The sequence below is a fragment of the Cellulomonas sp. SLBN-39 genome (genome assembly GCF_006715865.1).
GTDB lineage: Bacteria > Actinomycetota > Actinomycetes > Actinomycetales > Cellulomonadaceae > Cellulomonas.
Genome location: NZ_VFOA01000001.1, coordinates 1,959,885 through 1,984,632 on the forward strand (window position 1 = coordinate 1,959,885; position 24,748 = coordinate 1,984,632).

At 75.4% G+C, this 24,748-nt stretch carries 21 protein-coding genes; 10 read left to right on the top strand and 11 right to left on the bottom strand.

The window, feature by feature from the left end; translation table 11 throughout:
* Positions 1-140: 140 nt before the first annotated feature.
* Entirely contained in the window at positions 141-2,726 is a 2,586-nt protein-coding gene (locus FBY24_RS09150; protein ID WP_160158474.1) for a rhamnogalacturonan lyase, read from the top strand.
* A gap of 276 nt (positions 2,727-3,002) precedes the next feature.
* Here the strand turns inward: FBY24_RS09150 and FBY24_RS09155 are convergent, their stop codons facing one another.
* The 3 genes from FBY24_RS09155 to FBY24_RS09165 all read right to left on the bottom strand — a co-directional run bounded on the left by FBY24_RS09155 (position 3,003) and on the right by FBY24_RS09165 (position 4,699).
* Positions 3,003-3,206, bottom strand: a complete 204-nt coding sequence (locus FBY24_RS09155; RefSeq protein WP_140457795.1) for a cold-shock protein — start codon at positions 3,204-3,206, stop codon at positions 3,003-3,005.
* Positions 3,207-3,454: 248 nt separating this feature from the next.
* Entirely contained in the window at positions 3,455-4,117 is a 663-nt protein-coding gene (locus FBY24_RS09160; RefSeq protein ID WP_142159971.1) for an SRPBCC family protein, read from the bottom strand.
* Between the two features lie 72 nt (positions 4,118-4,189).
* Complete coding sequence (locus FBY24_RS09165; RefSeq protein ID WP_142159973.1) at positions 4,190-4,699, bottom strand: DUF664 domain-containing protein; 510 nt, start codon at positions 4,697-4,699, stop codon at positions 4,190-4,192.
* A 148-nt stretch (positions 4,700-4,847) separates the two neighbouring features.
* Between FBY24_RS09165 and FBY24_RS09170 the strand changes: the two genes are divergently transcribed.
* From FBY24_RS09170 to FBY24_RS09185, 4 genes are all read left to right on the top strand, one after another.
* Positions 4,848-5,447 carry a PadR family transcriptional regulator gene (locus FBY24_RS09170; RefSeq protein ID WP_142159975.1) on the top strand — a complete coding sequence of 200 codons (600 nt, stop codon included), beginning with the start codon at positions 4,848-4,850 and terminating at the stop codon, positions 5,445-5,447.
* Positions 5,444-6,175, top strand: coding sequence for an ABC transporter ATP-binding protein (locus FBY24_RS09175; protein WP_142159977.1), 732 nt, complete (start codon positions 5,444-5,446; stop codon positions 6,173-6,175). The genes FBY24_RS09170 and FBY24_RS09175 overlap by 4 nt, the downstream gene beginning before the upstream one ends.
* Entirely contained in the window at positions 6,172-8,955 is a 2,784-nt protein-coding gene (locus tag FBY24_RS09180) for an FtsX-like permease family protein (protein WP_160158475.1), read from the top strand. Before FBY24_RS09175 ends, FBY24_RS09180 begins: the two co-directional genes overlap by 4 nt.
* 169 nt (positions 8,956-9,124) lie before the next feature.
* On the top strand, positions 9,125-10,225 hold the full coding sequence (locus FBY24_RS09185; protein WP_142159981.1) for a hypothetical protein: 1,101 nt from the start codon (positions 9,125-9,127) through the stop codon (positions 10,223-10,225).
* Between the two features lie 9 nt (positions 10,226-10,234).
* On the opposite strand, the gene FBY24_RS09190 is transcribed toward FBY24_RS09185, so the two are convergent.
* A complete protein-coding gene (locus tag FBY24_RS09190; protein WP_142159983.1) occupies positions 10,235-10,729 on the bottom strand; it encodes a hypothetical protein in 495 nt (164 codons plus the stop codon).
* A gap of 106 nt (positions 10,730-10,835) precedes the next feature.
* On the opposite strand from FBY24_RS09190, the gene FBY24_RS09195 reads away from it, so the two are divergent.
* A complete protein-coding gene (locus tag FBY24_RS09195; protein ID WP_222117225.1) occupies positions 10,836-11,054 on the top strand; it encodes a PLD nuclease N-terminal domain-containing protein in 219 nt (72 codons plus the stop codon).
* 63 nt (positions 11,055-11,117) lie between these two features.
* Here FBY24_RS09195 and FBY24_RS09200 read toward each other — a convergent pair whose 3' ends face one another.
* On the bottom strand, positions 11,118-11,414 hold the full coding sequence (locus FBY24_RS09200) for a DUF1905 domain-containing protein (protein ID WP_142159987.1): 297 nt from the start codon (positions 11,412-11,414) through the stop codon (positions 11,118-11,120).
* Positions 11,415-11,577: 163 nt separating this feature from the next.
* Between FBY24_RS09200 and FBY24_RS19665 the strand changes: the two genes are divergently transcribed.
* Positions 11,578-15,642, top strand: a complete 4,065-nt coding sequence (locus tag FBY24_RS19665) for a S8 family serine peptidase (protein WP_142159989.1) — start codon at positions 11,578-11,580, stop codon at positions 15,640-15,642.
* 217 nt (positions 15,643-15,859) lie between these two features.
* Here FBY24_RS19665 and FBY24_RS09210 read toward each other — a convergent pair whose 3' ends face one another.
* The 3 genes from FBY24_RS09210 to FBY24_RS09220 form a co-directional block, all read right to left on the bottom strand.
* On the bottom strand, positions 15,860-16,300 hold the full coding sequence (locus tag FBY24_RS09210; RefSeq protein WP_142159991.1) for a hypothetical protein: 441 nt from the start codon (positions 16,298-16,300) through the stop codon (positions 15,860-15,862).
* A 106-nt stretch (positions 16,301-16,406) separates the two neighbouring features.
* On the bottom strand, positions 16,407-19,367 hold the full coding sequence (locus FBY24_RS09215; protein ID WP_160158476.1) for a discoidin domain-containing protein: 2,961 nt from the start codon (positions 19,365-19,367) through the stop codon (positions 16,407-16,409).
* 201 nt (positions 19,368-19,568) lie between these two features.
* Entirely contained in the window at positions 19,569-20,045 is a 477-nt protein-coding gene (locus FBY24_RS09220; protein ID WP_142159995.1) for a GNAT family N-acetyltransferase, read from the bottom strand.
* Positions 20,046-20,117: 72 nt separating this feature from the next.
* Between FBY24_RS09220 and FBY24_RS09225 the strand changes: the two genes are divergently transcribed.
* From FBY24_RS09225 to FBY24_RS09235, 3 genes are all read left to right on the top strand, one after another.
* Entirely contained in the window at positions 20,118-20,528 is a 411-nt protein-coding gene (locus FBY24_RS09225) for a RidA family protein (protein WP_142159998.1), read from the top strand.
* Between the two features lie 93 nt (positions 20,529-20,621).
* Positions 20,622-21,581 carry an HNH endonuclease gene (locus FBY24_RS09230; protein ID WP_142160000.1) on the top strand — a complete coding sequence of 320 codons (960 nt, stop codon included), beginning with the start codon at positions 20,622-20,624 and terminating at the stop codon, positions 21,579-21,581.
* Positions 21,582-21,624: 43 nt separating this feature from the next.
* Positions 21,625-22,113 carry a hypothetical protein gene (locus FBY24_RS09235; protein ID WP_142160002.1) on the top strand — a complete coding sequence of 163 codons (489 nt, stop codon included), beginning with the start codon at positions 21,625-21,627 and terminating at the stop codon, positions 22,111-22,113.
* Between the two features lie 5 nt (positions 22,114-22,118).
* Here FBY24_RS09235 and FBY24_RS09240 read toward each other — a convergent pair whose 3' ends face one another.
* From FBY24_RS09240 to FBY24_RS09250, 3 genes are all read right to left on the bottom strand, one after another.
* A complete protein-coding gene (locus FBY24_RS09240; RefSeq protein WP_142160004.1) occupies positions 22,119-23,009 on the bottom strand; it encodes a DUF429 domain-containing protein in 891 nt (296 codons plus the stop codon).
* A 93-nt stretch (positions 23,010-23,102) separates the two neighbouring features.
* The gene (locus FBY24_RS09245; protein ID WP_142160006.1) at positions 23,103-24,383 is read right to left on the bottom strand and encodes a type II toxin-antitoxin system HipA family toxin; all 1,281 of its coding nucleotides are present in this window, start codon (positions 24,381-24,383) and stop codon (positions 23,103-23,105) included.
* The gene (locus FBY24_RS09250; protein ID WP_142160008.1) at positions 24,380-24,622 is read right to left on the bottom strand and encodes a helix-turn-helix domain-containing protein; all 243 of its coding nucleotides are present in this window, start codon (positions 24,620-24,622) and stop codon (positions 24,380-24,382) included. The genes FBY24_RS09245 and FBY24_RS09250 overlap by 4 nt, the downstream gene beginning before the upstream one ends.
* Between the last annotated feature and the right edge of the window lie 126 nt (positions 24,623-24,748).

The window sequence follows — 24,748 nt, forward strand, 5'->3', positions numbered from 1 at the left end:
GTGGTTGACGCGGGCCGTGACCGGACGTTTGAATCGATCAAACCGGACGGGAGAGCGTATTCCAACGACGGCTGCGCCCCGTGCCGCGTCACCGACGACGCCGCGCGCGCCCCGACCGGCCGACGGAGAGGGATTCGACGATGAGTCTGCGCAGTCCGGCACGCCCGCTCGTCCTCCCCGCGGTGCTCTGCACCACGGCGCTCGCACTCACCGGCCTCGCGGCCCCGGCCTCGGCGGGCGGCGGTGCCCACGGCCCCGGTGCCGGCCTGGGGGCCGTCCAGCTCGAACGGCTCGACCGCGGCCTGGTCGCGGTCGCCACGTCCGACGGCGTCTTCCTGTCCTGGCGCCTGCTCGCGCCGGAGGTCACCGGCGCCACGGCCACCACGCAGACCGGGCCGCAGTTCGTCGTCCGCCGCGACGGCGAGCCGATCGGCACCGTCGAGGGCGCGACCAACCTGCTCGACGCCGAGGGCACCACCGACGCCAGCTACACGGTGGCCGCGGTCGTCGACGGCGTCGAGGTCGACGTCAGCGAACCGGTGACGCCGTGGGGCGACGGGCACCTCGACCTGCCCCTGAGCAAGCCCGCCGACGGCGTCACGCCGGCCGGCGAGGCCTACACGTACTCCGCCAACGACATGAGCGTCGGCGACCTCGACGGCGACGGACGGTACGAGTACGTCGTCAAGTGGGACCCGTCGAACTCCAAGGACGTCTCCCAGATCGGCTACACAGGGAACGTCTACCTCGACGCGTACGAGCTCGACGGCACGCAGCTGTGGCGCATCGACCTGGGCGTGAACATCCGCGCCGGCGCCCACTACACGCAGTTCCCGGTGGCCGACTACGACGGCGACGGCACCGCCGAGCTCATGGTGAAGACGGCGCCCGGCACGACGATCACCCGCTACCGGGCCGACGGCTCCGTGCGCAGCACGCGGCCCGTGACGCTGCCGCGCGACGACGTGCGCGCCGGCGTCACCCACGCGGACGACTACCGGCTCAGCCGCGAGGGCTACTACGAGCACGTCGTGGAGATGTTCCGCGGCTGGGCGGACCGTGAGGAGGTCGTCTCCGGGCAGTGGCCCGCCACGCTCGAGGAGGCCTTCGGCATCGAGCCGCGGTACGACTACCCGCTCTCCGACGCGGATGCCCGCGCCGTCGCGGACTACTTCATGGACGTCTACGCCCCGTCCCGCAGCGCGCGCAACGTGCTGCGGAACTTCGAGGGGTTCATCGTCGACGGGCCCGAGTACCTGACCGTGGTGGGCGGCGACGGCCGCGAGCTGCAGACCGTCGACTACACGCCCGGGCGCACCGACGACGGCCTGCTGTGGGGCGACTACGCCATGGCGCGCATCGAGCCCGGCAACCGCGTCGACCGGTTCCTCGCCGGGACCGCGTACCTCGACGGCGAGCGGCCCTCGGCGGTCTTCGCCCGCGGCTACTACACGCGCACGACCCTGGTCGCCTACGACTGGGACGGCACCAAGCTCCGGGAGCGCTGGTCCGTCGACTCCGGCTGGACGCCGATGACCAACCCGTTCAACGACGGCCCGCACGGGCGCGACGGCACGGACCCCGAGTTCGGCACCCTCACCACCCAGGGCTTCCACTCGTTCTCCGTGGCCGACGTCGACGCCGACGGCCGCCAGGAGGTCGTGTACGGCTCGGCGACGATCGACGACGACGGCTCGCTGCTGTACTCGTCGTTCGCGACGATGCCGCCGGGGTCCGCGACCCCCGGCGAGGAGGCGCGGCTGGGTCACGGCGACGCCATGCACGTGACCGACATCGACCCCGCCCGTCCGGGCCTGGAGGTCTTCACCGTGCACGAGGGCGGCACCTACGCGCCGTACGGCATGGCGATGCGCGACGCCGCCACCGGCGAGACCCTGTTCGGCGTCTACTCCGGCCGTGACACCGGGCGCGGCATGGTCGGCGACGTCCGCCCCGACGTGCCGGGCCTCGAGGCCTGGGCGTCCCTGCCCGGCGGCTCCGACGCGTCCGGGCTCTACTCGGCCGACGGGCGCGTCCTGCAGCCGACCATCCCCGGCACGAACATGAGCATCCGCTGGGCCGCCGACGGCACGACGCAGATCGTCAACGGCTCCGGCGCCGCGACGCCGACGATCGACGACGCCACCCGCGGCACCCTGCTCACCGCGACGGGCGCGCTCACGAACAACGGCACCAAGGGCAACCCGTCGCTCGTCGCGGACGTCCTCGGCGACTGGCGTGAGGAGCTCTTCGTCCGCACCGCCGACTCCTCGGCGATCCGCGTCCACCTCTCGACCGAGGTCACCGACCGCGGGCTGGTGACGCTCATGCACGACCCGCAGTACCGGGCCGAGGTCGCCCGCCAGCAGACGACCTACAACCAGCCCGCGTACCCGGGCTTCTACCTCGCCTCGGACACCGACATGACCACGGTCCCCGTGGCGCAGGCGTGGCTGCCCGGCTCCGTCGGTGCGCTGCGCGAGACGTTCGACGGCCTCGTGCGGTCGAAGGACCTCCAGGGCCTCGTGGTGGTCGAGGGGAAGGTCGCGCTGGCGGCGGCGCAGGAGGCTGCCGACCGGGGTGACGAGAGGGCGCTGGTGCGCACCCTGGACCGGTTCGCCGACCGCGTCTCCACGATGCGCGACTCCCGCGTCTCGAAGGCCACACCCCAGGCCCGTACGACCCTGACCACGGCGATCACCCGGATCACGACCCCCCTGGGCTGACGGAGGGCGGCGGACCGCCGCCTGCCGACCCCGTCATCCGTGAGGCCCCGCCGATGCAGGCCGTCACGGATGACGGGGTCGGCCGCTCGGGTGGCCCCGCCCCGACCGGTGAGCCCGTCATCGGTGGCGCCTCGTGGATGCCGGGCGTCAGGGATCACGGGGTCGGCGGCCGGCGGAAGGAGCTGGCGCCGGGGGCGTGTCGGACCGGGGGCCCGGGGAAAGGCGAAGGGCGCCGCGACCCGGAGGTCGCGGCGCCCTTCGTGGCGCTGGTGTCGCTCAGGCAGGCGCGACGTTCGACGCCTGCGGGCCCTTGGGGCCCTGCTGGACGTCGAAGGACACACGCTGGTCCTCCTCGAGCGAGCGGTAGCCGCTCGACTGGATGGCCGAGTAGTGGACGAAGACGTCCGGGCCGCCGTCCTCGGGGGCGATGAAGCCGAAGCCCTTCTCAGCGTTGAACCACTTCACGATGCCGTTGGGCATGTCATTCTCCTCATGCGGTGTACTGCGGACCCGACGACCGGGACCGGTGAATCACGGTGGTCGTCGTCCGCTCCGGAGAACGTATGCCCGCCCGCCACGAGGGCGGTCGGACCGACAAGCGATGCACTGCGACTACGTGCCCCACCCTAGCGGCATTTCGGCGCGCGCCAGAAGTGGCGAGAAGGTCACGGTGAGGTCACGACTCGCCGTGGTGCGGTTGCGGCTGCACCAGGACGCTCGGGCCCTGGTCAGCGGGCCGCCCCGGCGCGCTCCGCACGGTCGCGGATGCCGCGCAGCATCTTCTCGGACATCACGGTGCTGGCCACGCTGGCGATCTCCGTCACCACCTTCGCCGCCGTGCCGGCGCGCACGTACCTCTCGCGCACGACGAGCCGTGTGCCGCCACCCGGCGCGGCGCGCAGCACGAACGCCCACGTGAACCCGTACGGCGGCTGCTGCTCGCCCGGGGCGGCGTTGCCCTCCAGCACGAGGGCGCGCCCGGGCTCGACGACGGCGACCCGCAGGACGAGGTCCGGGTGCAGCGCGACCGCGTCGCCGACGCGGACGGTCTGCCACGCGGGCTCGACCCGGTCCGCGGACCGCACGCCGCAGCCGACGAGGTTCTCGAGCGCGTCGTAGGAGTAGAAGCCGCCGCGGTCGGCGCCGATCTGCGCGACCCACGGCCACACGACGTCCGCGGGGGCGCGCACCGTGATCGCCCGCGTCGCGACGAGGTCGGCCGACGGGGTGCGGTCGTCGCCGGGCAGCGTGGCGTCGAGCTCGGCCTCCGTGGCGCCCAGGTGCAGCGCCCAGGTCCGCAGCACGGGCAGCCCGGCGAGCCCGGCGAGGAGCAGGCCCAGCGCGACCTCCCCGGCGGTCGGCAGGGGGATCGACACGCGGCGTCGGCTCACGCGCCCACCCCATCACGTCCGCCCCCGTGCCGGGCAGGGTCCTCGGTCCCTGCCCGGCAACCGTGCGGCGCCTCAGGCGGTGCGGTCGAGGACGCCGCGCAGGTAGGCGGCCTGGCCGGCGTGCTCCAGGTCGTCCGCGAGGACGCTGACCAGGCGCACGCCCAGCGTGACGGGCGGGTCCCAGCCGGGGTCGACCACGACGTCGAGGTCGTCGTCCGTCAGGCGCGCCAGGTACGCCAGGGTCTGCGCGGTCGCGGCCCGCAGGTAGTCGAGCAGGAGCGGTGCGGGGGCGGCGACGCGGGCGACGTCGTCGGGGGTCTGACCGTAGCCGTGCGCGTCGTCGTCGAACGGCAGGTCGAAGCGGCGTGCCCAGCCCTGCGCGGTCCACACCTGCTCGACACCGGCGAGGGGCGCGACCTGGGCGTCCTGCACGCGGGCGATGTGCCAGGCGAGCCACGCGAGGGTGTTGGCCTCCGGGTCGGGCCGGCGCACGAGGAGCGCGTCGTCGGCGCCGTCGAGCGCGGCGGTGACGAGCTCCTCGATGCGTCCGAAGCCGTCGGCGAGCACGTGCCTGGCCTGCATGGCGTGGTCCCTCCTGCCCGGGCGCCCGGACGGCGCCGCCGCGTCCGACGCTAGGCACGCCGCGACGTCGGCGCGCGGCGAGGGTTGACGGTGTGCGGTAGTTACCCGGTAATCTCGATGGTAGTTACCGAGTAACCCAGGGGGTTCGATGACCGTCCGGAACGGCGTCCTCGCGCTGCTCGCCGAGCAGCCCATGCACGCGTACCAGCTCAAGCAGCAGTTCGAGCAGCGCACCGGCGGCACCTGGCCGCTCAACATCGGCCAGGTCTGGACCACCGTGCACCGCCTCGTCCGCGACGGCCTCGTCGAGCCGCTGCCCGCCGACGAGCAGCCCGACGCCGAGCACTTCCGCCTCACGGCCGACGGGCGCGCCGAGGCCGCGGCCTGGTGGGCCCGGCCCGTCGACCGCGGCGCCCCGGCCCGCGACGAGCTCGTCATCAAGGTCGCCCTCGCCGTGACCGCGCCCGGTGTCGACGTGCAGGACGTCATCCAGCACCAGCGCCGCGAGTCGATGCGCGTGCTGCACGAGTACACCCGCCTCAAGAGCACCGACGGCGCCGACGACCTCGCCTGGTCCCTCGTGCTCGACCACCTCGTCTTCGCCGCCGAGGCGGAGGTGCGCTGGCTCGACCACGTCGAGTCACGGGCGTCCCGGGCCGCGTCGGAGGGACGCGCGCCCGGGACGTCGGACGTGGCGGACGCGCCGCGGCCGGCTGCCCGCCGCGCCCCCGCGGGCGGCACCCGATGAGCGCCCACCCCGTCCTCGTCGCCCTGCGCGGTGTCGGTCGTGTCCACGGCACCGGCCCCGCGGCCGTGCGCGCCCTGCGAGGCGTCGACCTCGAGGTGCACGCCGGCGAGCTCGTCGCCGTCATGGGACCCTCCGGCTCCGGCAAGTCCACGCTCCTCAACGTCGCGGGCGCCCTCGACACCCCCACCTCGGGCCGGGTCGTGATCGACGGGGAGGACGTCACCGCCTTCGACGAGCGGCGCCGCGCCGCCCTGCGCCGTCGCGCCGTCGGGTTCGTCTTCCAGGACCTCAACCTCGTGCCCGCCCTGACCGTCGCGGAGAACGTCGCCCTGCCGCGCGAGCTCGACGGCGTCGCACCCCGTCCGGCCCGCGCCGAGGCCCTCGCCGCGCTCGACGAGGTCGGCACCGCCGCGCTGGCGGACCGCTACCCCGACGACCTGTCCGGCGGGCAGCGCCAGCGCGTCGCGATCGCACGCGCCCTCATCGGCCCGCGGCGGGTCGTGCTCGCCGACGAGCCGACCGGGGCGCTCGACTCCGCGACCGGCGAGGAGGTCATGCGCGTGCTCCGCCGCCGCATCGACGCCGGGTCCGCGGGGCTGCTCGTCACGCACGAGCCCCGCTTCGCCGCATGGGCGGACCGCACCGTGTTCCTGCGCGACGGCGTGCTCGTCGACGGCACCGGAACCGCGGGCGGCCCCGAGGTGCTCCTCGGTGCGGTGCACCGATGAGCGTCACCGCCCCCGCGCGTCCCGCGCTGCCCGCACGCCTCGTCGCGTCCTGGCGGGTCGCCGGCCGGATCGCGCTGCGCGACGCCCGCGACGAGCGCGGTCGCACCGCCCTCGTCGCGGCCCTCGTCGCGCTGCCCGTCGCGGCCGCCGTCGCCGTCTCGACGCTGTCGCTGTCGGCGACGCCCGCACCCGCACGGCTCGTCGCGGCGACGCTCGGCGACCACGCGCAGGCGCTGGTCGGCGAGCAGGCCGGGGCGGCCGTGCTGCAGAGCACCGACGGGTCGTCCTGGGAGACGGAGGGCGCCGTGCCGCGCGGCGAACGGACCGATGTCGCGACGTACGGGCGACGCCTCGCTGCCGCCCTGCCCGCCGACGCCCGGCTGGTCCGTGCGGTCCGCGGACCGGCAGACCTCGGCTCGGACGCGCGCACGGCCGACCCCGCGGCCGTCGTCGGGTCCGGTGCGCAGGCGCAGGTGCTCGAGCTCGACCTCGACGACCTCCCCGAGGTCGTGACCGCACCCCTGCACAGCGGGACCCTGCCCCGGCGGGCCGACGCCGTGCTCGTCTCCCACGCGTGGGCCGACGCCCTCGACGCCTGGGTCGGCGACACGGTCACCGTCACGCCCGCGCAGGGCGGCCCCGTCACCCTGACCGTCTCCGGCGTGCTCGCCCCCGGGCCGCTGACGCCGGACGTCGTGGCGACCGCCGGCGCGGTGCTCCCCGAGCCGACCCACGCCGGGGCCCTGCTGCCGTCCGCACCCGCCTGGTACGTGCTCGGGCCCTCGCCCGTCACCTGGGACGACGTCCTGGCGGTCAACGACCTCGGGTCGACGGTGGTCAGCCGGGCCGTGGTCCTCGACCCGCCGACCGCCCCGGCACGCGACGACGACGGCACCGCCGTGCTCCTCGGCGGCGCCGTCGTCCTCGGGCTCCTCGAGGCGGTCCTGCTCATCGGCCCCGCGTTCGCGATCGGCGCCCGCAGCAGCCGCCGCCGGCTCGCCCTGCTCGCCGCCGTCGGCGCCGACCGCCGCACCGTGCGACGCGTCGTCCTCCTCGGCGGGCTGCTCGTCGGCGCTGCGGCGTCCGCCGCCGGCGCGGCGACCGGCCTGGGCGTCGCGGCCGTCGTCCGGTGGGTCGACCTCGCGACCGGCCGGTTCACGTACCCCGACCTGCGGGTCAGCGCGTGGCACGTGCTCGCCGCGGTGCTCACCGGGACGGCCGTCGCCACCGCGGCCGCGTGGCTCCCCGCCCGCCGTGCCGCCCGCGTCGACGTCGTCGCCGCGCTCGCGGGACGTCGGGCGGAGGACCCGCCCCGCCGCCGCGTCGTGGTGGTGGGGCTGCTGCTCGCCGCGGGCGGTGCGGCGGTCATCGTCCTGGAGATGTTCGGCTTCATCCGCTCCGGCTCGATCGGCGCGAACGGGGCCCTCATGGTCGCCGGTGCCCTGGCCATGATGCTCGGCGTCGTGCTGGTCTCGGGCGGGCTGGTCCAGGTGCTCGGGCGGCTCGCCCCGCGGCTCGGCCCGGCGGGGCGGTTCGCCGTCCGTGACGCCGTCCGGCAGCGGTCGCGCACCGCACCGGCGGTCGCCGCCGTGCTCGCGGCCGTGACCGGGGCGACCGCGGCGCTCGTCGTCGTCGCGTCGACGGAGGCCTACAACGTGGCCATGTACCGCGGCATCGGGGCCCCGGGCGTCGTGGCCGTGGGCGCCGGGACCGAGGACGGTCCGCTGACGCCGGAGGAAGACCTGCTCCTGCGGGAGACGCTGCGCGACCAGCTCCCCGTCGACGAGATCGTCCCGGTCAGCGCCGGGGGTCCGGCCGACGAGGTGGACGGCGCGTCCGTCGCGTACACCGTGGTGCGGCACCCCGACGCGCTCTGCCCCTGGTACCGGGACGACGGGTCGTCCCGGCACGCCGAGCCCGGTGACACGCGGTGCACGCTCGACCCCGGCGGGTGGCAGGTCTGGCGGAACGGACCCGGCCTCAGCGTGGTCGTCGACGACGGGACCGCCGTCGGGCGCCTCGGGGTGCCCGGCGCGGACTCGGCGGCCGCGGCGCTCGCGGCAGGGCGCGTGGTCGTGGCGTCGCCGCACGACGTGTGGCCCGACGGCACCGTGCACCTCGCGGTCGAGGCGCGGCCGGAGACCGGCGGCCCGGCCGAGCGGCTCCGGACCGTGGTGCTGCCCGGCACCGCGGTCGACCTCGGGCACCAGCTCCAGCTCGGCGTCGTGCTCCCGGTGGGCGTCGCGGAGCTCGGGTCGCGCGTGGATCCGGCGGGGTACCTGGTCACGACGACGCGGATGCCCACCATGCAGGAGGAGGCCGACGCCGAGCGCGCGGTGCGTCAGGCCGTGGCCGTGAGCCTGCACGTGGAGCGCGGGTGGCAGGGCACCGGCCCGGGCGTGCTCTGGGCCGTCGCGCTGGTGGCGCTCGCGCTCGGCGTCGGTGCCGTCGCCATGACGGTGGCCCTCGCCGCGCGGGACGCCCGGCCCGACCTGGCCCTGCTGTCCGCGGCAGGTGCGGCACCGGCGGTGCGACGACGGGTCAGCGCCGCGCAGGCGACCGTGCTGTGCGCGGTCGGGGTGCCGCTCGGGGCCGGCACGGGGCTGCTCCTCGGGCACCTGATGATCCGGGCACGGCACTACCGCGACCTCGACTGGGTCACGGTCGTGCCCTGGCCCGCGGTCGGGCTGCTCGTCGTCGGGCTGCCGCTGCTCGCGGTGGCAGGGGCATGGCTCCTCGCCCCGCGGTCCGCTCCCGTGGAGCGTCGCGTCGACCTGTAGCCGTCCGCGTCGGCCCCTGCACAGCGTGCTCCCAGGCTCCGCTGGGCATGCGTGCAGGTGGCCGCGGCACGGTGCTGCCGAGGGCCCCGCCGGCACGTCCCCTTCCGGCGGGGCCCCGGCACGCCCGCGGCGGGCGTGCCACGGCCCGCAGCCAGAAGGAGCACGACGCATGAGCCGGTCCCGGGACCTGCGCCGCAAGGCCACCGCCAAGGAGCGTCGCGCGGCCGACCGGGTGCTCGCGCGGGCCGAGCGGGAGCGGCGCCGCCGCCGCGCGCGACGGTGGCGCGTGGTGCGCCGCACGAGCGCTCCCGTCGCCGCCCTGGCTGTGGTCGTGGCGGTGGCTGTCGCGCTGCACGCGCAGGCGCAGGCGGCCGGGACGGGCCCGGCGAACATGGCCGCGGACGGCGTCCTGCTCGCCGGCGACGGCACCGCCACGACCGCGGTACGCACGCACGCGCTGGCGCCCGGCGAGGAGCCGACCGCGACCGTCGTCGACGCGGCCGTGCCCGACGTCGTGCTGTACGTCGACTACCGCGACCCGCAGGCCGCGGCGTTCTGGGCGGCGAGCGGGGAGCAGGTCGAGAGCTGGGTGACGATGGGCTACACGACGGTGGAGATCCACCCGGTCGCGGTGCTCGACGGCGCCGACGTGCCCGCGGCGACCGCCACCGCCGCCCCCTCCAGCACGGCGACGGCGGACGCCGAGCCCACCGCCGCCGCGACGCCGGACGCGCAGGCGACGGGCGAGCCGTCCGCGCAGGCCACCGCGACCGCCGCGACCGGGGACTACTCGGCGCGCGCCGCGGGCGCGCTCGCGTGCGTCGCCGACGTCCAGCCCGACGCCGTGCTCATGGCGCACGCGGCGCTGCTGGAGCAGGTCGACGGCCTCGACGCCGACGGGCTGTCCACCGACGAGCTCGTCGCGGTGGTCACGACGGCGATCGGCGCGGACGAGGCCGTGGAGGCGTGCGTGCGCGGCGGCGACTTCGTCGACTGGGCGCAGGAGGCGACGGCCCGCGCTGCCGAGGCCGTGCCGTACGCCGAGGTCGGTGCGGTCACGACGTCCCCCGTCGTGCTGGTCGCGGGCCAGCCGTACACGGGCGACCTCGGGGACGCCGACGACTTCGTGTCGTTCCTGTCGAACGCGTACTCCGCCGCCCTCAGCACGGCCGAGGGCGCGACGGGCGACGCCACGACGGACGGCGCCACGACGGACGAGGGCGCGTCGGACGGCGCAACAACCACGCAGGAGCCGACGGCGACGCCGTGATGCGGCCCGTCAGGTCGCGCTGACCCGCGCGACGACGTGCAGCCGTGCGCCGAGCTCGAGGTGCTCCACGTGCACGGCCGCGCCGCGGCCCCCGCCCGGCAGCATCCCCGCGACGACGGGGCCGACCCGGTCGAGGTCCACGTCGACGACGACGGCGCCGCCCGAGGTCCGCACCAGCGCCACGCCCGGGGGCAGGTGGGCGAGCTGGCCGCGGACCGCGTCCGCGACGAACGACGACAGGTCGGCGCGCACCACGGGGTGCTGGGCGACGATCGCGACCTCCCAGCTGCGGCCGGTGATGCCGCGGTCCTCGACGCGCACGTCGACGGGACCGGCCATGCGGGTGGCCATGCGGATGGGCGCGGGCACGCCGGGCAGCTCGTGCACCGCCACGCGGGCGAGCACCACCGCCCCCTCGGCACGGACGTCCGTCACGGCCGTGGGAAGGGCGCCGCTGGCGCGCGCGGCGACGAGGGCCTCGTCGAGGCCGAGGGTGAGCTCCATGGGCGCTGAGCCTAGGCGTCACCGGGACGTCGTGCCCGCGTGCGGGGCCGGGATGGCGCGCGAGGATGGGCAGGTGGGCCCCGTCGGGCCCGGGGAGGGGAGCGTCATGCAGCACCAGCGCTGGGACGAGCTGAGCACGCGCCGCAAGGTCGGGGTGGTGGTGGTCTCGGCCGCGCAGATCGCGCTGACCGTGGCCGCCTACCGGGACCTGGTGAAGCGGCCCGCGGAGCAGGTGCACGGCCCCAAGCTCGCGTGGGGGGTCGCGCTGCTCGTCAACTGGGTCGGGCCGATCACGTACTTCGCGAAGGGGCGCCTGCCCGCCTGAGCCGTCCCGGCGAAGGGGTGCCTGCCCGCACGAGGCGTCCCGGTCCGCCGCCGGCGACCACGCTCAGGCGTCGAGCAGGGTGAGCTCGACGTGCACGACGTCGCCGTCGTCGACCCCCGCGGCGTCCCGCACGGCGCGCTTGACGGGGAGCACGAAGCTCTCGAGGCGCTTGTCGGGGAACAGCGACGTCCGCCACGTCGTCGGGCCCAGCACGGCCTCGACGCGCACCGAGCCGAACCCGCGCTGCGCGCCGTGCGACGCCTCGTCGATCGCGTCCGCGACGTCGAACGGCACGGTGACGAACACCCAGGAGCCGTTCTCGGTGCGCCACAGGGGCGCGTCGAACCGGTAGTCACCCACGGGCCGCACGCTACCCACGCCTGCCGACACCGGCGGCGCTCCCGCCCGGGCGCCTGCCGGGTGAACGCGGAACCCGGCATACCGGGAGGTATCAGACCTCCCGCGCGCGGGGTCCTCCTCGCAGGGGGCGGCGCACCGGCGCGGCCGGACGGGGGACGGGCAGATGAGCACCACGGCGACGCTGGGCGTGCGGGTCACGAGCGTGGAGGGCGGGCCGGTCGTCGGCGCGCAGGTCACGCGGACCGCGCCGGACCGCACGCGCACGACCGTCGAGACGGACGCCCGCGGGCGCGCCGCGTTCGACGCACCCGCGGCCGACCCGGCCACGGTCACGGTGGTCGCCGAGGGCTTCGCGCCCGACGCCCGCGACGTCGGCGGCGCGTACCCCGTGCGGGGGGACGGGCTCGAGGAGTTCGTCGTCGGCCCGCCCGGGTGGCCGCACCTGTTCCGCGGGCGGGTGCGGGTGCCGTTCCGGCCGGTGCTCGACGCCGTCGGCGTGCGGACCACCGTGCCCCGGGACGACGGGACCGGTCCGGCCCTGGACGGTTTGACCGACGGCCCGACCACGGCCCTGACGTTCCCCGACCCGCACGTGCAGGTGCTGCGCGTGCCGGGGCTCGGCACCGGCGCGGACGGCGACGCCGTGCTCCGCGACGTCGACCCGCACCGCTCGCGCGCCCTCGACGACGCGGTCCGCGACCTCGCGCACCGCGCGGAGGTGGTCGACGACGTCGAGCAGGTCGGCGCGATCGTCCAGCTGTCCGACGCGGCCGTGTCGTTCCTGTCCGGCACCGTGCACGTGTCCCTGCTGGGCGACGACGTCGACGTGGTGGCCCTCGCGTCCCGGCACGGCCTGGAGGTCGTCCGGCGGTTCGGCGCCCTGCCGCGCACGTACCTGCTGCGCTCGCCCGACGGCGCCGGGTACGACCTGCTCGACAAGGTCGCGGGCCTCGCCGCGGAGCCCGGGGTGCGGTACGCCGAGCCCGACCTGGTGTCCAGCGTCGTGCCGGACGCGGTGACGCCGAGCGACCTGCTGCGCCCGCAGCAGTGGGACCTGACGGTCGAGGGGCTGGCCGACGCGTGGCAGGTGCTGCGCGACCTCGACCCCGCGCACACGTTCGGCGACCCCGACGTCGTCGTGGCGGTCGCCGACAACGGCGTCGACCCCGGGCACCCCGCGATCACCGGCACCGTCAGCGACGGGCGCGCCAAGGTCGTCCAGCTCTTCGACTTCGGCACCATGGTCGCGAACAACGACGCGACGAACACCGGACCGCTCGCGGACCACGGCATCTGCTGCGCGTCTGCCGCCGTGGGCCGGGCCGACGACGGCGTGGGCACCGCGGGCGTCGCGGGCAACGCGCGCCTGATCGCCACCCGGCACGCGGGCAGCGAGGAGCGGTACGCGGAGGCGTACCTGTGGATGGCGGGGCTCGACGCGGGCAGTGCGGCGGCGGGGTTCCCGGCGCAGCTGGCCGACGGCGCATGGGTGATCTCGAACAGCTTCGGGTTCAGCGTGGACATGCCGATCTCGGCGCTCATGCAGGACACGTTCGACGCCGTGACCGACCAGGGCCGCGGGGGTCGCGGGACGGTGCTGTACTTCTCCGCCGGCAACGACGCGGTCGACCTCGACGACACGAACCGGCGGCCGTGGAGCATGTACGACCGCTGCTACGGCGTGGCCGCGGCCTCGCTCGACCCGGACGGCACCACCGAGCGACGCACCTGGTACAGCAACTGGGGCTCGACGGTCGACGTGTGCGCGCTGACCAACGACGCGGAGGCGGGCGGGCACAACCCGCCGCAGAGCTGGGGCGCGTTCACCGCGACGCACCGGGCCACGCCCCGCGGCACGGCGGTGCCGGGCACCGCGGCGGCGGCGACGACGCTGCGCACCGCGTCGGGCGCCGGTGCGACCACGATCGACGTCCAGTCCGTCGCCGGGGCGGTCGTGGGCGGCTCGGTGCTCGTCGGCCCGGCCGCCGCCGCGACCAGCCGCGGGCGCACGATCACCGCGGTCGACGCGGGCAACCGACGCGTCTCGCTGGACATGGCCCTGCCCGCGGGCTTCGCGAACGGTGCTGCCGTGACCTTCGGGCCGCGCGAGTGGCGCACCGACTTCGGCGGCACGTCCTACGCGACGCCGGTCGTCGCGGGCGTCGCGGCGCTCATGCTGTCGGCCAACCCGCAGCTGGGGTGGCGCGACGTCGGCGACATCATGGAGCGCACCGCGGTCCGGATCGACGCGGGGAACACGGACGCGGTCGGGCGCTGGCGCGACGTCGACGGGCGGATCTCCACCGACCCCGGGTACCGCGGCCCGGCCCGCAGCGAGTGGTACGGCGCCGGCCGGGTGGACGCGCGCGCCGCGGTGCTGCGTGCCGCGTGGACCGTGGACCTCGTCACCGACGTCCTGGAGTTCACCGACGTGCCCGAGGGAGAGACGACGTTCCGGGCCGTGCGCATCGACGTGCACAGCCTCTACCCGTCGACGTTCTCCGTGGTCGCGGGGCCGGCGGCGCCGTTCTCGCTGCCGCTGGGCTCGTCCGACGCCCTCGCCGGGACGCCGCAGTGGACGACCCTGGAGGAGGGGCTGATCTGGGTCGCGTTCACCGGGCGCACCCCGGGCACCACCGACTCCGGCTCGATCACGGTGCGCCACGACCCGACGGGCCAGGTGTGGACCGTGCCCATCACGGCGAGCAGCGTCCCGCCCGTCACCGCGGCCGTCATGCTGGTGCTCGACCGGTCCGGGTCGATGGACAGCCCCTCGGGCGTGGGCACGAGCAGCCGCCTCGACGTGCTGCAGTACTCCGCGAACATCCTCGTGGACTACGCGCAGGAGGGTGACGCGGTCGGCATCGTCGCGTTCGACACCGACGCCGCCCCGGTCCTCGTGCCCCCGGCGGGTCCGCTCGCCGCGCCGACGGGCGGCATCGACGTGGCCCGCGACTCGATCCGCGCCGAGATCGACACGTTCGCCACCAACACGGCGGGCTTCACGTCGATCGGCGACGGCCTCGACCTCGGGCAGGCCGAGCTCAACCCCGTCACCGGGTTCGACACCAAGGCGACCATCGTCTTCACCGACGGGTTCGAGAACCGCGACAAGTTCATCGCCGACGTCGCCGGGTCCGTCACCGACCGCACGTTCGCGGTCGCGCTGGGCCGCGCCGAGAACATCCGACCCTCGGCGCTCACGCAGGTCACGAACGGCACCGGCGGGTACTGCGTGCTCACCGGCGACCTCGGCCTGGACAGCCGGTACCGGCTCGCGAAGTACTTCCTGCAGGTGCTGGCCGGGGTCAAGAACCACGAGGTCGTCGTCGACCCGCCCGTCGCGGTGGGACTCGGGCAGACCGTCGACGTGCCGTTCCGGCTGGCCGAGACGGACATCGTCGTCGACGTCGTCCTGCTCACCCGGCACCCGCACCTCGTCGAGCTGACGCTGGTGACGCCCGACGGCGACGTCGTCGACCCCGGCTTCGTCGCCGGGATCGGCGGGCGCAGCTACACCCACGTCGGCGAGGAGGTCGTGCTGTACCGGCTGAGCCTGCCCGTGCCGATCGGCTCCGGCGCGCACCTGGGCACCTGGCTCGCGCGGGTGCACCTGCCCGAGGAGTCGCTCAAGCGCGCGTCGGCGGGGGAGGGCAAGCTGACCCGGGCCGAGCTCCTCGAGCTGCGCGGCAAGGGCATCACGGGGACCGTCCTCGTGCACGCGTCGAGCAACCTGCGCCTGGCCGTGGACGTGCGGCACGAGTCGTTCGAGCCCGGCGCCAAGGTGCTGGTGCGGGCCACGCTCACCGAGTACGGCGTGCCCGTCGAGGGGCGGGCGAAGGTCCGGGCGACGGTCACCGACCCGGGCGGCGGCGTCCACGTGATCGGCCTGCAGGAGGTCGGCGGCGGTGTCTTCGAGGAGGCGTTCGAGGCGAACCAGGAGGGCACGTGGACGGTCCTGGTCACCGCCGAGGGCGAGACGTTCCGCAGCACGCCGTTCACCCGGGAGGCCGTGCGCACCGCGTCGGTGTGGAAGGGCGGGGACTCGGAGAAGCCCACCGAGGGCGAGGAGCCGAGCCCCGGGCGCGACAAGGAGCGGGACGAGCAGAGGGACAAGGAGCGTGACGTCCTGCGCGACCTGCTGCGGGATCGCGAGCTCTCCGCCCGGGTCCGCGAGCGCCTCGTCCTGGCCGGCCTGAGCCCGGAGTCCCTCACCCGCCGCCCCTGACCGCCCCTCCCCCCCGGGCCCCGACGACCCCCTCCGCCCCGCGACCCCGTCATCCGTGCCTCGACGCCACCCCGTCCCGCCACGGATGACGGGGTCGCCCCTGGGGTGCCGCGGCGGCGTGGTCGGCGAACCCGTGATCGGTGGTGCTCCGGGGGTGCGTCGATGCACGGATGACGGGGTGGGCGGGAGGGGATCGGGGAGGGGTCGGCCGGGCGGGTCAGGTGCGTTCCACGACGACCGTCGTGCCGCCGACGACCGTGGACGTGCCGTCGCTGCGGACCGGGTCGGTGCCGGGGGTCGTGGTCGTGGTGGTCGTCGGCGAGCGCGTGCCCGCCAGGTACCCGGCGATCGTGCCGAGCAGGGTGAACGCGGCGGTCTTGGCCTCGGTCGGGGCCTCGGCGACGACCAGCACGACGGCCGCGGCGACGACGAACATCAGCGCCAGGATCCGCACCAGCGTCAGCGGGCGCGTCTTGCCGTTCAGCACGTGCACCAGGTGGATCCCGCCGATGACCACCAGCGCCAGCACGGTGATCCACAGGAAGAGCGACAGGTCCACGGCCAGCGCGTCACCTGCGCCGGGCACGGGTGTCGCCGACGGGCTCGGCGTGCCGGGCGTGGTCGTCGTCGTCGGGTCAGGCGTGGTCGTGGTCCACATGGTCGCCCCCAGGGACGCGGGCGCGCCGTTGCGCCCGGTACGCCCCCATCGTCCGCCCGCGCGTCCTTCCGCGCCCGTCCGCGCCCGTCCGCGCCCGGCGGTGCGCTCAGGCGGCGCGGCGGCGGGCCACGACGACGGCCGACGCGCCCAGCGTGACGAGGACGAGCGCGACCAGCGCGGCGGCACCCGGGCGTCCGCCGGTCGCGGCGAGCGTGCCGGTCGCCGCGGGCACGTCGGCGAGGACCTGCAGGGTCGCGCGCCCCTCCAGCCCGGACTCCAGGCCGACGACGACGACCGTGTGCGTGCCGGCGCGCGTGCCCGGCGGGAGCGCGGTGGTCAGGTCGACCCGGCCGTCGGCGTCGGTGGTGACCACGCCGAGCAGCACGGGGTCGGAGTACATCCACACCTGCGCGGGCTCGCCCGGGCGCAGCCCGCTGGCGACGACGGTCACCCGGCCGTCCTCCTGGACGCGGGGCTCGGACAGCCGCACCCGGACGCTGCCCGGTGCCGTCGGGGACGGCGAGGGCGTGGCGGTCCGCGACGGTGCCCCGGTCGGACGCGGGGTCGCGGTCGGCGTGGGCGTCGCGCTGGGCGTGGGTGCCGGCGTGGGCGTCACGCTCGGCGTCGGCGTCGGCGTCGGTGTCGGCGTCGCGCTGGGCGTGGGTGTCGGCGTGGTCGTGACGCTCGGTGTCGGCGTCGGTGTGGACGTCGGCTCGGAGGTGGGAGAAGGCTCGGGTGTGGGTGTGGGTGTGGGTTCCGGGGTCGGCGACGGGGTCGGCTCGACGGCGGGCGGCCACACCGGGTCCTCCCCGCCCGTCGGGTAGACCGCGACCCGGCTCACCAGGTCGGCGCCGCCCGCGGGGCTGCCGACGCCGTTCACGACGTGCGCGAAGTTCCCCTCGCCCCCCAGGGACACGACGGTGGTCCGGTGCAGCACGACGCCCGGCGTCTGCGGCACCTCGAACCCGTTGTCGACGGTGATCTCGTCCTGGTCGGTGTCCTCGGTGAAGTTGCCGTAGACGCCGAGCCCCCACGCCTCGTGCGCGGTCACGCCCTCGTCGACCTTGTAGCCGGCGTACCCGCGCACGGCACCGTTCTGCCAGGCCGCCTGGTCGGGCACGTCGTACGGCAGCTCGTTCTGGTAGAAGACGGTGCGCCCGCGCTCGCCGGACCACCGGGTGCTCCACGTCTGGAAGTGCTCGGAGAACAGGCCGTAGGCGTGCACGTCGTCGCCGGTCACGTGGACGCCGACGTCCGCGGTGTTCTGCCCCCAGCCGACACCGGTGCCGTGGTCGGCGCGCCACGCCCACACGTGGTCGAGCAGGGTGTCGTCGGCGTGCACGGCCAGCGCGGTGCCCGTGCTGCCCGCGGTCGCCCCGCCGACGCGCAGCACCACGTCCTGCAGCACCGTCGGGTCGGTGGCGTGGTCGGCGTGCGTGCCGGCGTCGCCGACGACGACGAGCGCGGTGGAGCCGCCGCCAGGGGCGTCGACCACGAGCCCGGCGACGCGCACGCCGTCGACGTCCGCGACGTGCAGCGCGGGCCCGCCGTGCTCGGGCACGAGGGTCGCGTACCCGAGGCCGAGGACGACGGTGCCGGGCTCGGTGACCTCGAGCGTGCGGTCGAGGTGGTAGACGCCCGGGGTGACGATCAGGTTCCGCCCGGCGTCGAGCGCGGCCTGGATCGTGTCCGCGGAGTCCGTCTCCTGGGCGACGTAGAAGTCGTCGATGGCCAGGGACGTCGTGGGCGGGGCCCACGTGGTGCCGGTCGTGCCGTCGCGCAGCTCGGGGACGGCGACGCGCCAGCCGGTGCTGGCCCGGTACAGGTACGGCTTCTCGGCGACGGGGCCGGTGGTGGCCAGCGCGGTGGCCGGCGGTGTCGGCCACGCGTCGGCGTCGGGCAGCGGACCGGTGACGCCCGAGAACACCATGTTCCACACGCCGCCGTCCCAGCCGCCGACGCTGCTGTCGCGGGTGTACCACTGCTGCTGCGCGTACGCCGTGACGGTGCCGGTGACCTCGGTGTCGGCCACGTACCCGCCCGACGCCCACCCGTACCGTGCCGAGTCCAGCGCCAGGTCGCCGAGCACCTGCACGCGCCGCATCGGCGAGGCCTGCGCGACCGCCCACCGCAGCGGGCCCGTCTCGACCGGGGCCGTCAAGGGGTCGTCGAGGTCGACCGTGAGGTTCTCCGCCGACCGCCAGAAGTTCTGCGTCGCGTTGCCGTCGGACCAGGCCGCGTCGACCCAGCCACCGTCGCCGCGCACGACCACGTCACCAGGCATCTGCCCCGTCCCGGCGACCGACGTGGTGAACCCCAGCCGCACGTCCACGTCGTACTCCCCGGGCAGGAAGAGCAGCTGGCGACGGTTCGTGCCGAACTGGTCGTCCTCCTGCTCCTCGTACACCGCGTCGACGACCGCCTGGACGTCCGCCGCGGGCATGGCCGGGTCGAGCACCAGCACGTTCGGACCGAAGAGGTCCGTGGTGGGCAGCGCGACGGTCGTGGGTCCGAGCACCCGCAGGTCCCACACCCCGTACGGGTCGGCCGTCGCGCGGGCGACGCCCTGCACCCGCACCCAGCGGGCGGTCGTCTGCGCGAACCGCGACGTCACCAGGCCCACCGTGGTGCTGCCGCGCACCTCGTCCACCGTCGTCCATGCCACGCCGTCCGTCGAGACCTGCACGTCGTAGTCGGCAGCCGCCGACCAGTACACCTTCAGCGCGCACACCGGCTGCTCGGAGCCGAGGTCGACGGTCAGGTGCTCGTCGTCCTGGGCCGGGTGGTCCGCGTCGTCCTGCGCGACCCACCGGCTCCACGCCGCGTCGGCGTCGAGCGCGCGCTCCGGCCCGGTCCAGGCGGGCGAGCCCGACGACGACGCGGTCGCGGCGGCGCTCGCGGACACGTCCGTGCCGCAGAGGGTGGCGTCCGGTGCGGCGGCGGTGGCGGGCTGCGCCTGCCCGAGGTGCGCCGAGCCCACGCCGAGCCCCGCCAGCCCGAGGGTGAGGAGCGCGGCAGCCGCCCGACGGGCGAGAGGACGACGATGGCGCGGGGCAGGGACGGGCACGGCACGCTCCGACGACGGACGACAGGGGACCGACCGGTGCGGTGGCCGCGGCGGCGGCGACGGCGCGCTGCGCGGGGTGCGGCGCCGGTCTGCCTGACATGTCGTCCACGTGGCCCCGTCCGTCCAGCGGGCGCCGGGGTGAACGTGCGTCCAGATCGGGTGAACTCCCACATCCGGTCGGGTCCGCTCCTGCCCGGGTGGTCAGACCTCCAGCGCCGGGCGGGTCATGGTGACGTGGGGGATGCCGTCCTCGTGGAACGGCGCGGACGCGGCACGGAAGCCGAACCGGGCGTACCAGTGCTCCAGGTGCGCCTGCGCGTCGAGCACCTGCTCGCCCGCACCGCCCGCCTCGACGGCGGCCGCCATCATCCGCGACGCCAGCCCCGTGCCGCGCTCGGACGCCGCGACGCAGACCCGACCGATGCGCGCCCGAGCGGGGGAGTCGCCGCGTGCCGCATCGTGCAGCAGCCGCAGCGTCCCCACGACCGCGCCGTCCCGCACCGCCAGCAGGTGGCGCGCCGACGGCTCCAGGTCACGGCCGTCGAGCTCGGGGTATGCGCACTCCTGCTCGACCACGAACACGTCGACCCGCAGCCGCAGCACCTCGTACGCCTGGCGCGGCGTCAGGGCGTCCCACGCGGCCCAGGTCAACGTCGTCTGCGGTGCGGGTGCGCTCATGCGCCCATCGTCCCAGCCCGTCCCTGCCGCCCGCCCCTCGCGTCTGTCGGTGCGCGGTGCGACCGTTCGGGCATGGAGATCACCCGCCTGCAGCCGGCCGGGCTCGTCGTGAGCCCGGCGTTCAGCCACGTCGCCGTCGTGCCTCCGGGCGCGACGACGATCTACCTCGGCGGTCAGAACGGCGTCGACGAGACCGGTGCGCTCGTCTCGCCCGACGTGGGAGCCCAGGCCTCCCGCGCCCTCGACAACGCCGCCGTCGCGCTCGTCGCCGCGGGCGCCACGCTCGCCGACGTCGTGCAGTGGACCGTCCTCATCGCTGCCGACGCCGACCTCGGCGCCGCCTACGGCGCCATCGCCCACCGCCTCGGCGGGTCGGGCGCCCCGCCGCTCGTCACCGCCGCCCGCGTGGCGGGCCTCGGCGTCCCCGGCGCCCTCATCGAGGTCAGCGCCGTCGCGGCGACGGTGCCCGCGCGGCAGGACTGAGGGTCGCGGCTCACCCCGATCGGCCCTTGCTCCCGTGCCGGCGGGGTGATGAGCTCACGCTGTGCGGGGGCGACGAGGGTGGGGTGACGGGCGGTGACGGGCAACGCCTGGAGCTGCTACACCGGCGTCTCGGACGTCGTCGGTGACGCCCTCTACGAGGACCGTCCGGGCAGCCGGTACGCCTACGACTCGCACGTCGTGAACCATCTCGGCATCAGCGTGGGCGACGTCATCCTGATCCGCGACCGGCACCTCGTCTACGGGCATGCGGTCGTCGAGGACGTCGAGGCGCGGCCCGACGAGAAGACGATGCTGCGCTGCCCGCGGTGCACGTCGTCGCGGCTGACCGAGCGGCGCGTGGCGCTGCCTCGGTTCCGGTGCCTGGCCGACGGGTTCGAGTTCGACGAGCCGCTGGTCGAGCAGAAGACCGTCACCGCCTACACGGCGCACTACGAGAGCACGTGGCTCGACTTCGACCCTCCTGCGCCCGTGCGGTGGCTGACCGACGTCTATGCCGGCGCCGACCGGCAGAACGCGATCCGCCGGCTCGACTACGGCCGGGCGCTGGCGCTGATCGAGCGGTTCGGCGGCGCCGAGGGGCAGCTGCACCTCAACCTGCTCGGCGCGGGTCAGGTGCCGACCGGGGGTCACGTCGACGCGGTCGTACGGCGCAGGCGCGGTCAGCACCAGTTCCGGGAGCGGCTGCTCGACCGCTTCGGTGCGGTCTGCGCGGTCACCGGTCCGCAGCCCGATGCGGTGCTCGACGCCGCACACCTGCGAGCGTTCGCCGTCCACGAGGACCACGACCTCAGCGGCGGGCTGCTCCTGCGTGCCGACGTGCACCGCCTCTTCGACCGGCTGCTGCTGACGATCGACACGCACGACTGGACGGCGCAGGTCGCCCCCAAGCTCGTGCACCGCCACCCCGGCCTGGCCGAGCTCGACGGGCGTCCCCTGCAGGTGGCCGAGCACACGTTGCCGCGCCCCGACCTGCTCGACGTCCACCGCGACGCCGCCCGCGCGCGGTGGCGTGACCTGCGCGAAGCCAGCTGACATCTCAGTCGTCACCCACCACACTCCGCCGCGGAGGTGTGACATGTGGCGGAAGATGCGCGTCGATGCGCCGGCGGACCGGATGGACGATCTGGTGGCGGCCGCCGAATCGGCCGGGCTCGAGCTCGACGACTGGGGGATCGACGCGCCGGGCGGCGGATGGCCGCTGTGCGGGAGCGGTCAGGCCTTCGTCACTCCCGTCGTCGACGACGACGAACGCGACCTGGGAGCGGTGTGCGCGGCGATCCGGGCCGCGCACGAACGCATCACCGGCGATCCGGCCGACTGGATCACGCCGGGCGGCTCGTTCGTCTTCCTCCCCGACGGCATGGAGTCCGAGTGGTACGACCACGTCGGTCCCGTCGCCGAGCGGCTGCACGGCGCCGAGGCCCGTGGCGCCACCCAGGAGGTGGTCGCACTGCGAGCGGCACTCGTCCGCGTCATCGAGCCCGCGATGCACACCGGCGGGTCGCGATGGGCAGACTTCGCCGCAGCGCTCGACGGTCTGCTCGAACCGCCAGCGGGCGGCTGACGGGCTCAGGCCAGGAGCTCGCCGGACACGATCGCGACGAGCCGTTGCGCTGCCTCGGGGGTGAGCATGGGCATCTCGGCGAGCACGGCGTCGACGGCCCGTCGCCGGGCGGCGTCCGGGTCCCGGCGTGGCGTGGTCGGCCGGGAGCGCGCCTCGTGCGGATCAGGGAGGCCGGGTACCACGATGTAGCCGTCGGCGGCCGTGCCGAGGACGACCATGCGCTCGGGCTCGTGGTGCCAGAGCCAGGCCAGGTAGGCGCAGACGATCGCGTCGACCTCATCCTCGAGGCGGTCCAGGTCGACCGGTCGACGGGCTGTGGCGGTCGCGTGCCGGATCTCGGCCCAGCGCGGGTTCGAGGGCAGGCCGAGCAGCGTGCCGGCGACGCGGTCGAGGTGGTCGAGCAGCAGCTGCCACGCGGCGGTGCGGGAGGCGACATCACGGCCGCGCCTCGCCTTGTACGGCAGCACGCGGTCCAGCCCGAAGAGCATGACCATCGCCGGGTGCGGGTACACCTCGACGGCGACGGATGTGGCGTCGTCGGGGCGGACGCCCGGGTCGGTCGCCCAGCCGTGCCGGTGCGCCAGGCACTCGGCGCGGGGCGGGTCGAAGTGCGGGTTGGCGCGGTTGGCGGGGTACGCGCCGGCGGAGAATCGGCCGAAGTGGCGGGTGACCAGCCGCTCGGCCTCCCGCATCCCCGTGGCGTTGGGGACGACCAGCGGGGCGTCGATCGCCGCGACGACGGGCGCGGTGCCGACGTGCTCGGCCAGCAGGTCGTCGATCTGCGCGTCCGTCACCACGCTCGACGAGTGCACCAGCCGGCCGCCCTCGTCCAGCACGGCGACGCCGGTGCGCGCGGTGGTGCCCCAGGCGAGGTCGATCCCGACGTGCCGCGTCACCCTGCTTGTCTAGCGCACGACCCGCTGGGGCGCGCGTGCTCGGCGGGTATCCACCGTCGCAGTGCCCACGGTCCCCGAGATGACGGGGCAGTCCTACCGAGTGGCGCGGGTGACGGCCGCCAGGTGCGACTCGACCGCGGGCAGCAGCCTGGCGGCCAGGGCCTTCGCCGAGCCGTCCCGGTCGTCCACCTCGTCCAGCGCTGCGCGCATCGCACCGGGGATCGTCTCCGCGTACCGGTGGACCCGGTCGAACACGGTGGCAGGGTCGAGCCGGTTGTCGTCCGCGAACCGGCGCCAGGTGTCGCCGGTGACGGCGGAGGGGTCGAGCTCGCCGGCGATGCTCATCGCCAGGCGGCGGTCGTCTCCGGCCCGGTACGAGTGCGCGAGGCCGGAGGCGACGTCGAAGGCCGGCGCCAGGCGCACCTCGTCGGCGTCGAGCAGCACGGCGTAGTTGCGTGCGTGGCCGTCCGGTGCGGCGATCGCCGTGTTGAGGACCAGGGCGTCGACGAAGCGCTCGACGTTCGTCGTCGCGTCTGCCGCCGTGCGCGACCGGTCGCGCAGCATCTGGATGAGCGTCCGGGGCGACGGGCCGCCCCGCTCCTCGTACTTCTCGCTCACCCCGAGTGCCTGGCACAGGTCCTCCTGGTGCAGCCGGACGAGGTCGCCGTCGTCGCCCGGTGACCGGTCGAATCGCGTGACCACGAGGGCCTGCTCGGTCTTGAAGGACAGGTACTCGGTCGGGGCGACGTCGACGCCGCACGCGGCGGCGGCCTGCATCGACACGTGCTCCAGCAGGGCCTGAGCCGTCATCTTGTAGATCCCCGGCTTGACGATGTGACTCGTCGCCGACGATCCGTGCGCCTCGCACCACCCGTGAGGCGTGCGTCGCAGCGCGAACTTCTGCTGGCTCCCGCCCAGCGACCAGTGCTCGCCGGGCATGACCCAGCCGGCGTCCTCGTCCGTGCGCAGCTCGGCCAGCCGCATCTCGATGTCGGCGTCCGACAGCGGCACCAGGGTCCCGTGTGGTGATGTCGTCGCCTCGACCTCGTCAGGTGTGCAGAACTGCACGGCACCGGCACAGTCCTGGCCGACCGCCGCGAGCATCGAGAGCGGGTCGCGGGCGTCGGCGCCGTGACGCGCGGCGATCGTCCGTAGCGCGCGGTCGTTGTCGGGGAGCAGGCCCCCGAGGAAGTCCTCGACGAGCGCGCCGCTGAAGGTGCCGACGCCGGGCGGCAGCGACAGGGACAGCGGGGTGCTGGCGGGGTCGCGGGCGTCGTCCTCGTAGGTCAGGCGCAGGACACCCGCTCGGGTGCGCTGCACGTGGGCCACGAGGCGTCCGGAGAGGATCACGGCGAGGGCTTGCGGCGACCTCATCGCGTGGCCCTGTCGTCGCGGACCACGAGAGACGCATCGAGGGCATCGAGGACGCGGAGCACGCGGTCCAGCTCGATGTTCGTGCGCGTCCCTGCCTCCACCTCCCCGACCCAGCGTCGGGAGACGCCCGCCGTCGCGGCGAGCGCGGCCTGCGTGGTCGCGCGCTCGCGCCGCAGCGTCCGGATGGTCTCGCCGAGGCGAGGGAGCGACCTCGCGGGCAGCAGCCGGTCTCCACTCATGAATGCCACACTAGCGTGGCATTGCTGCAATGTCACACGCGTGTAGCAGTACTGCGATGCTACACACGTGTGACACTCGACTGGTCGGCGCCAAGTGATCCACGTGCCCGGGGTGACCTGTTTGGA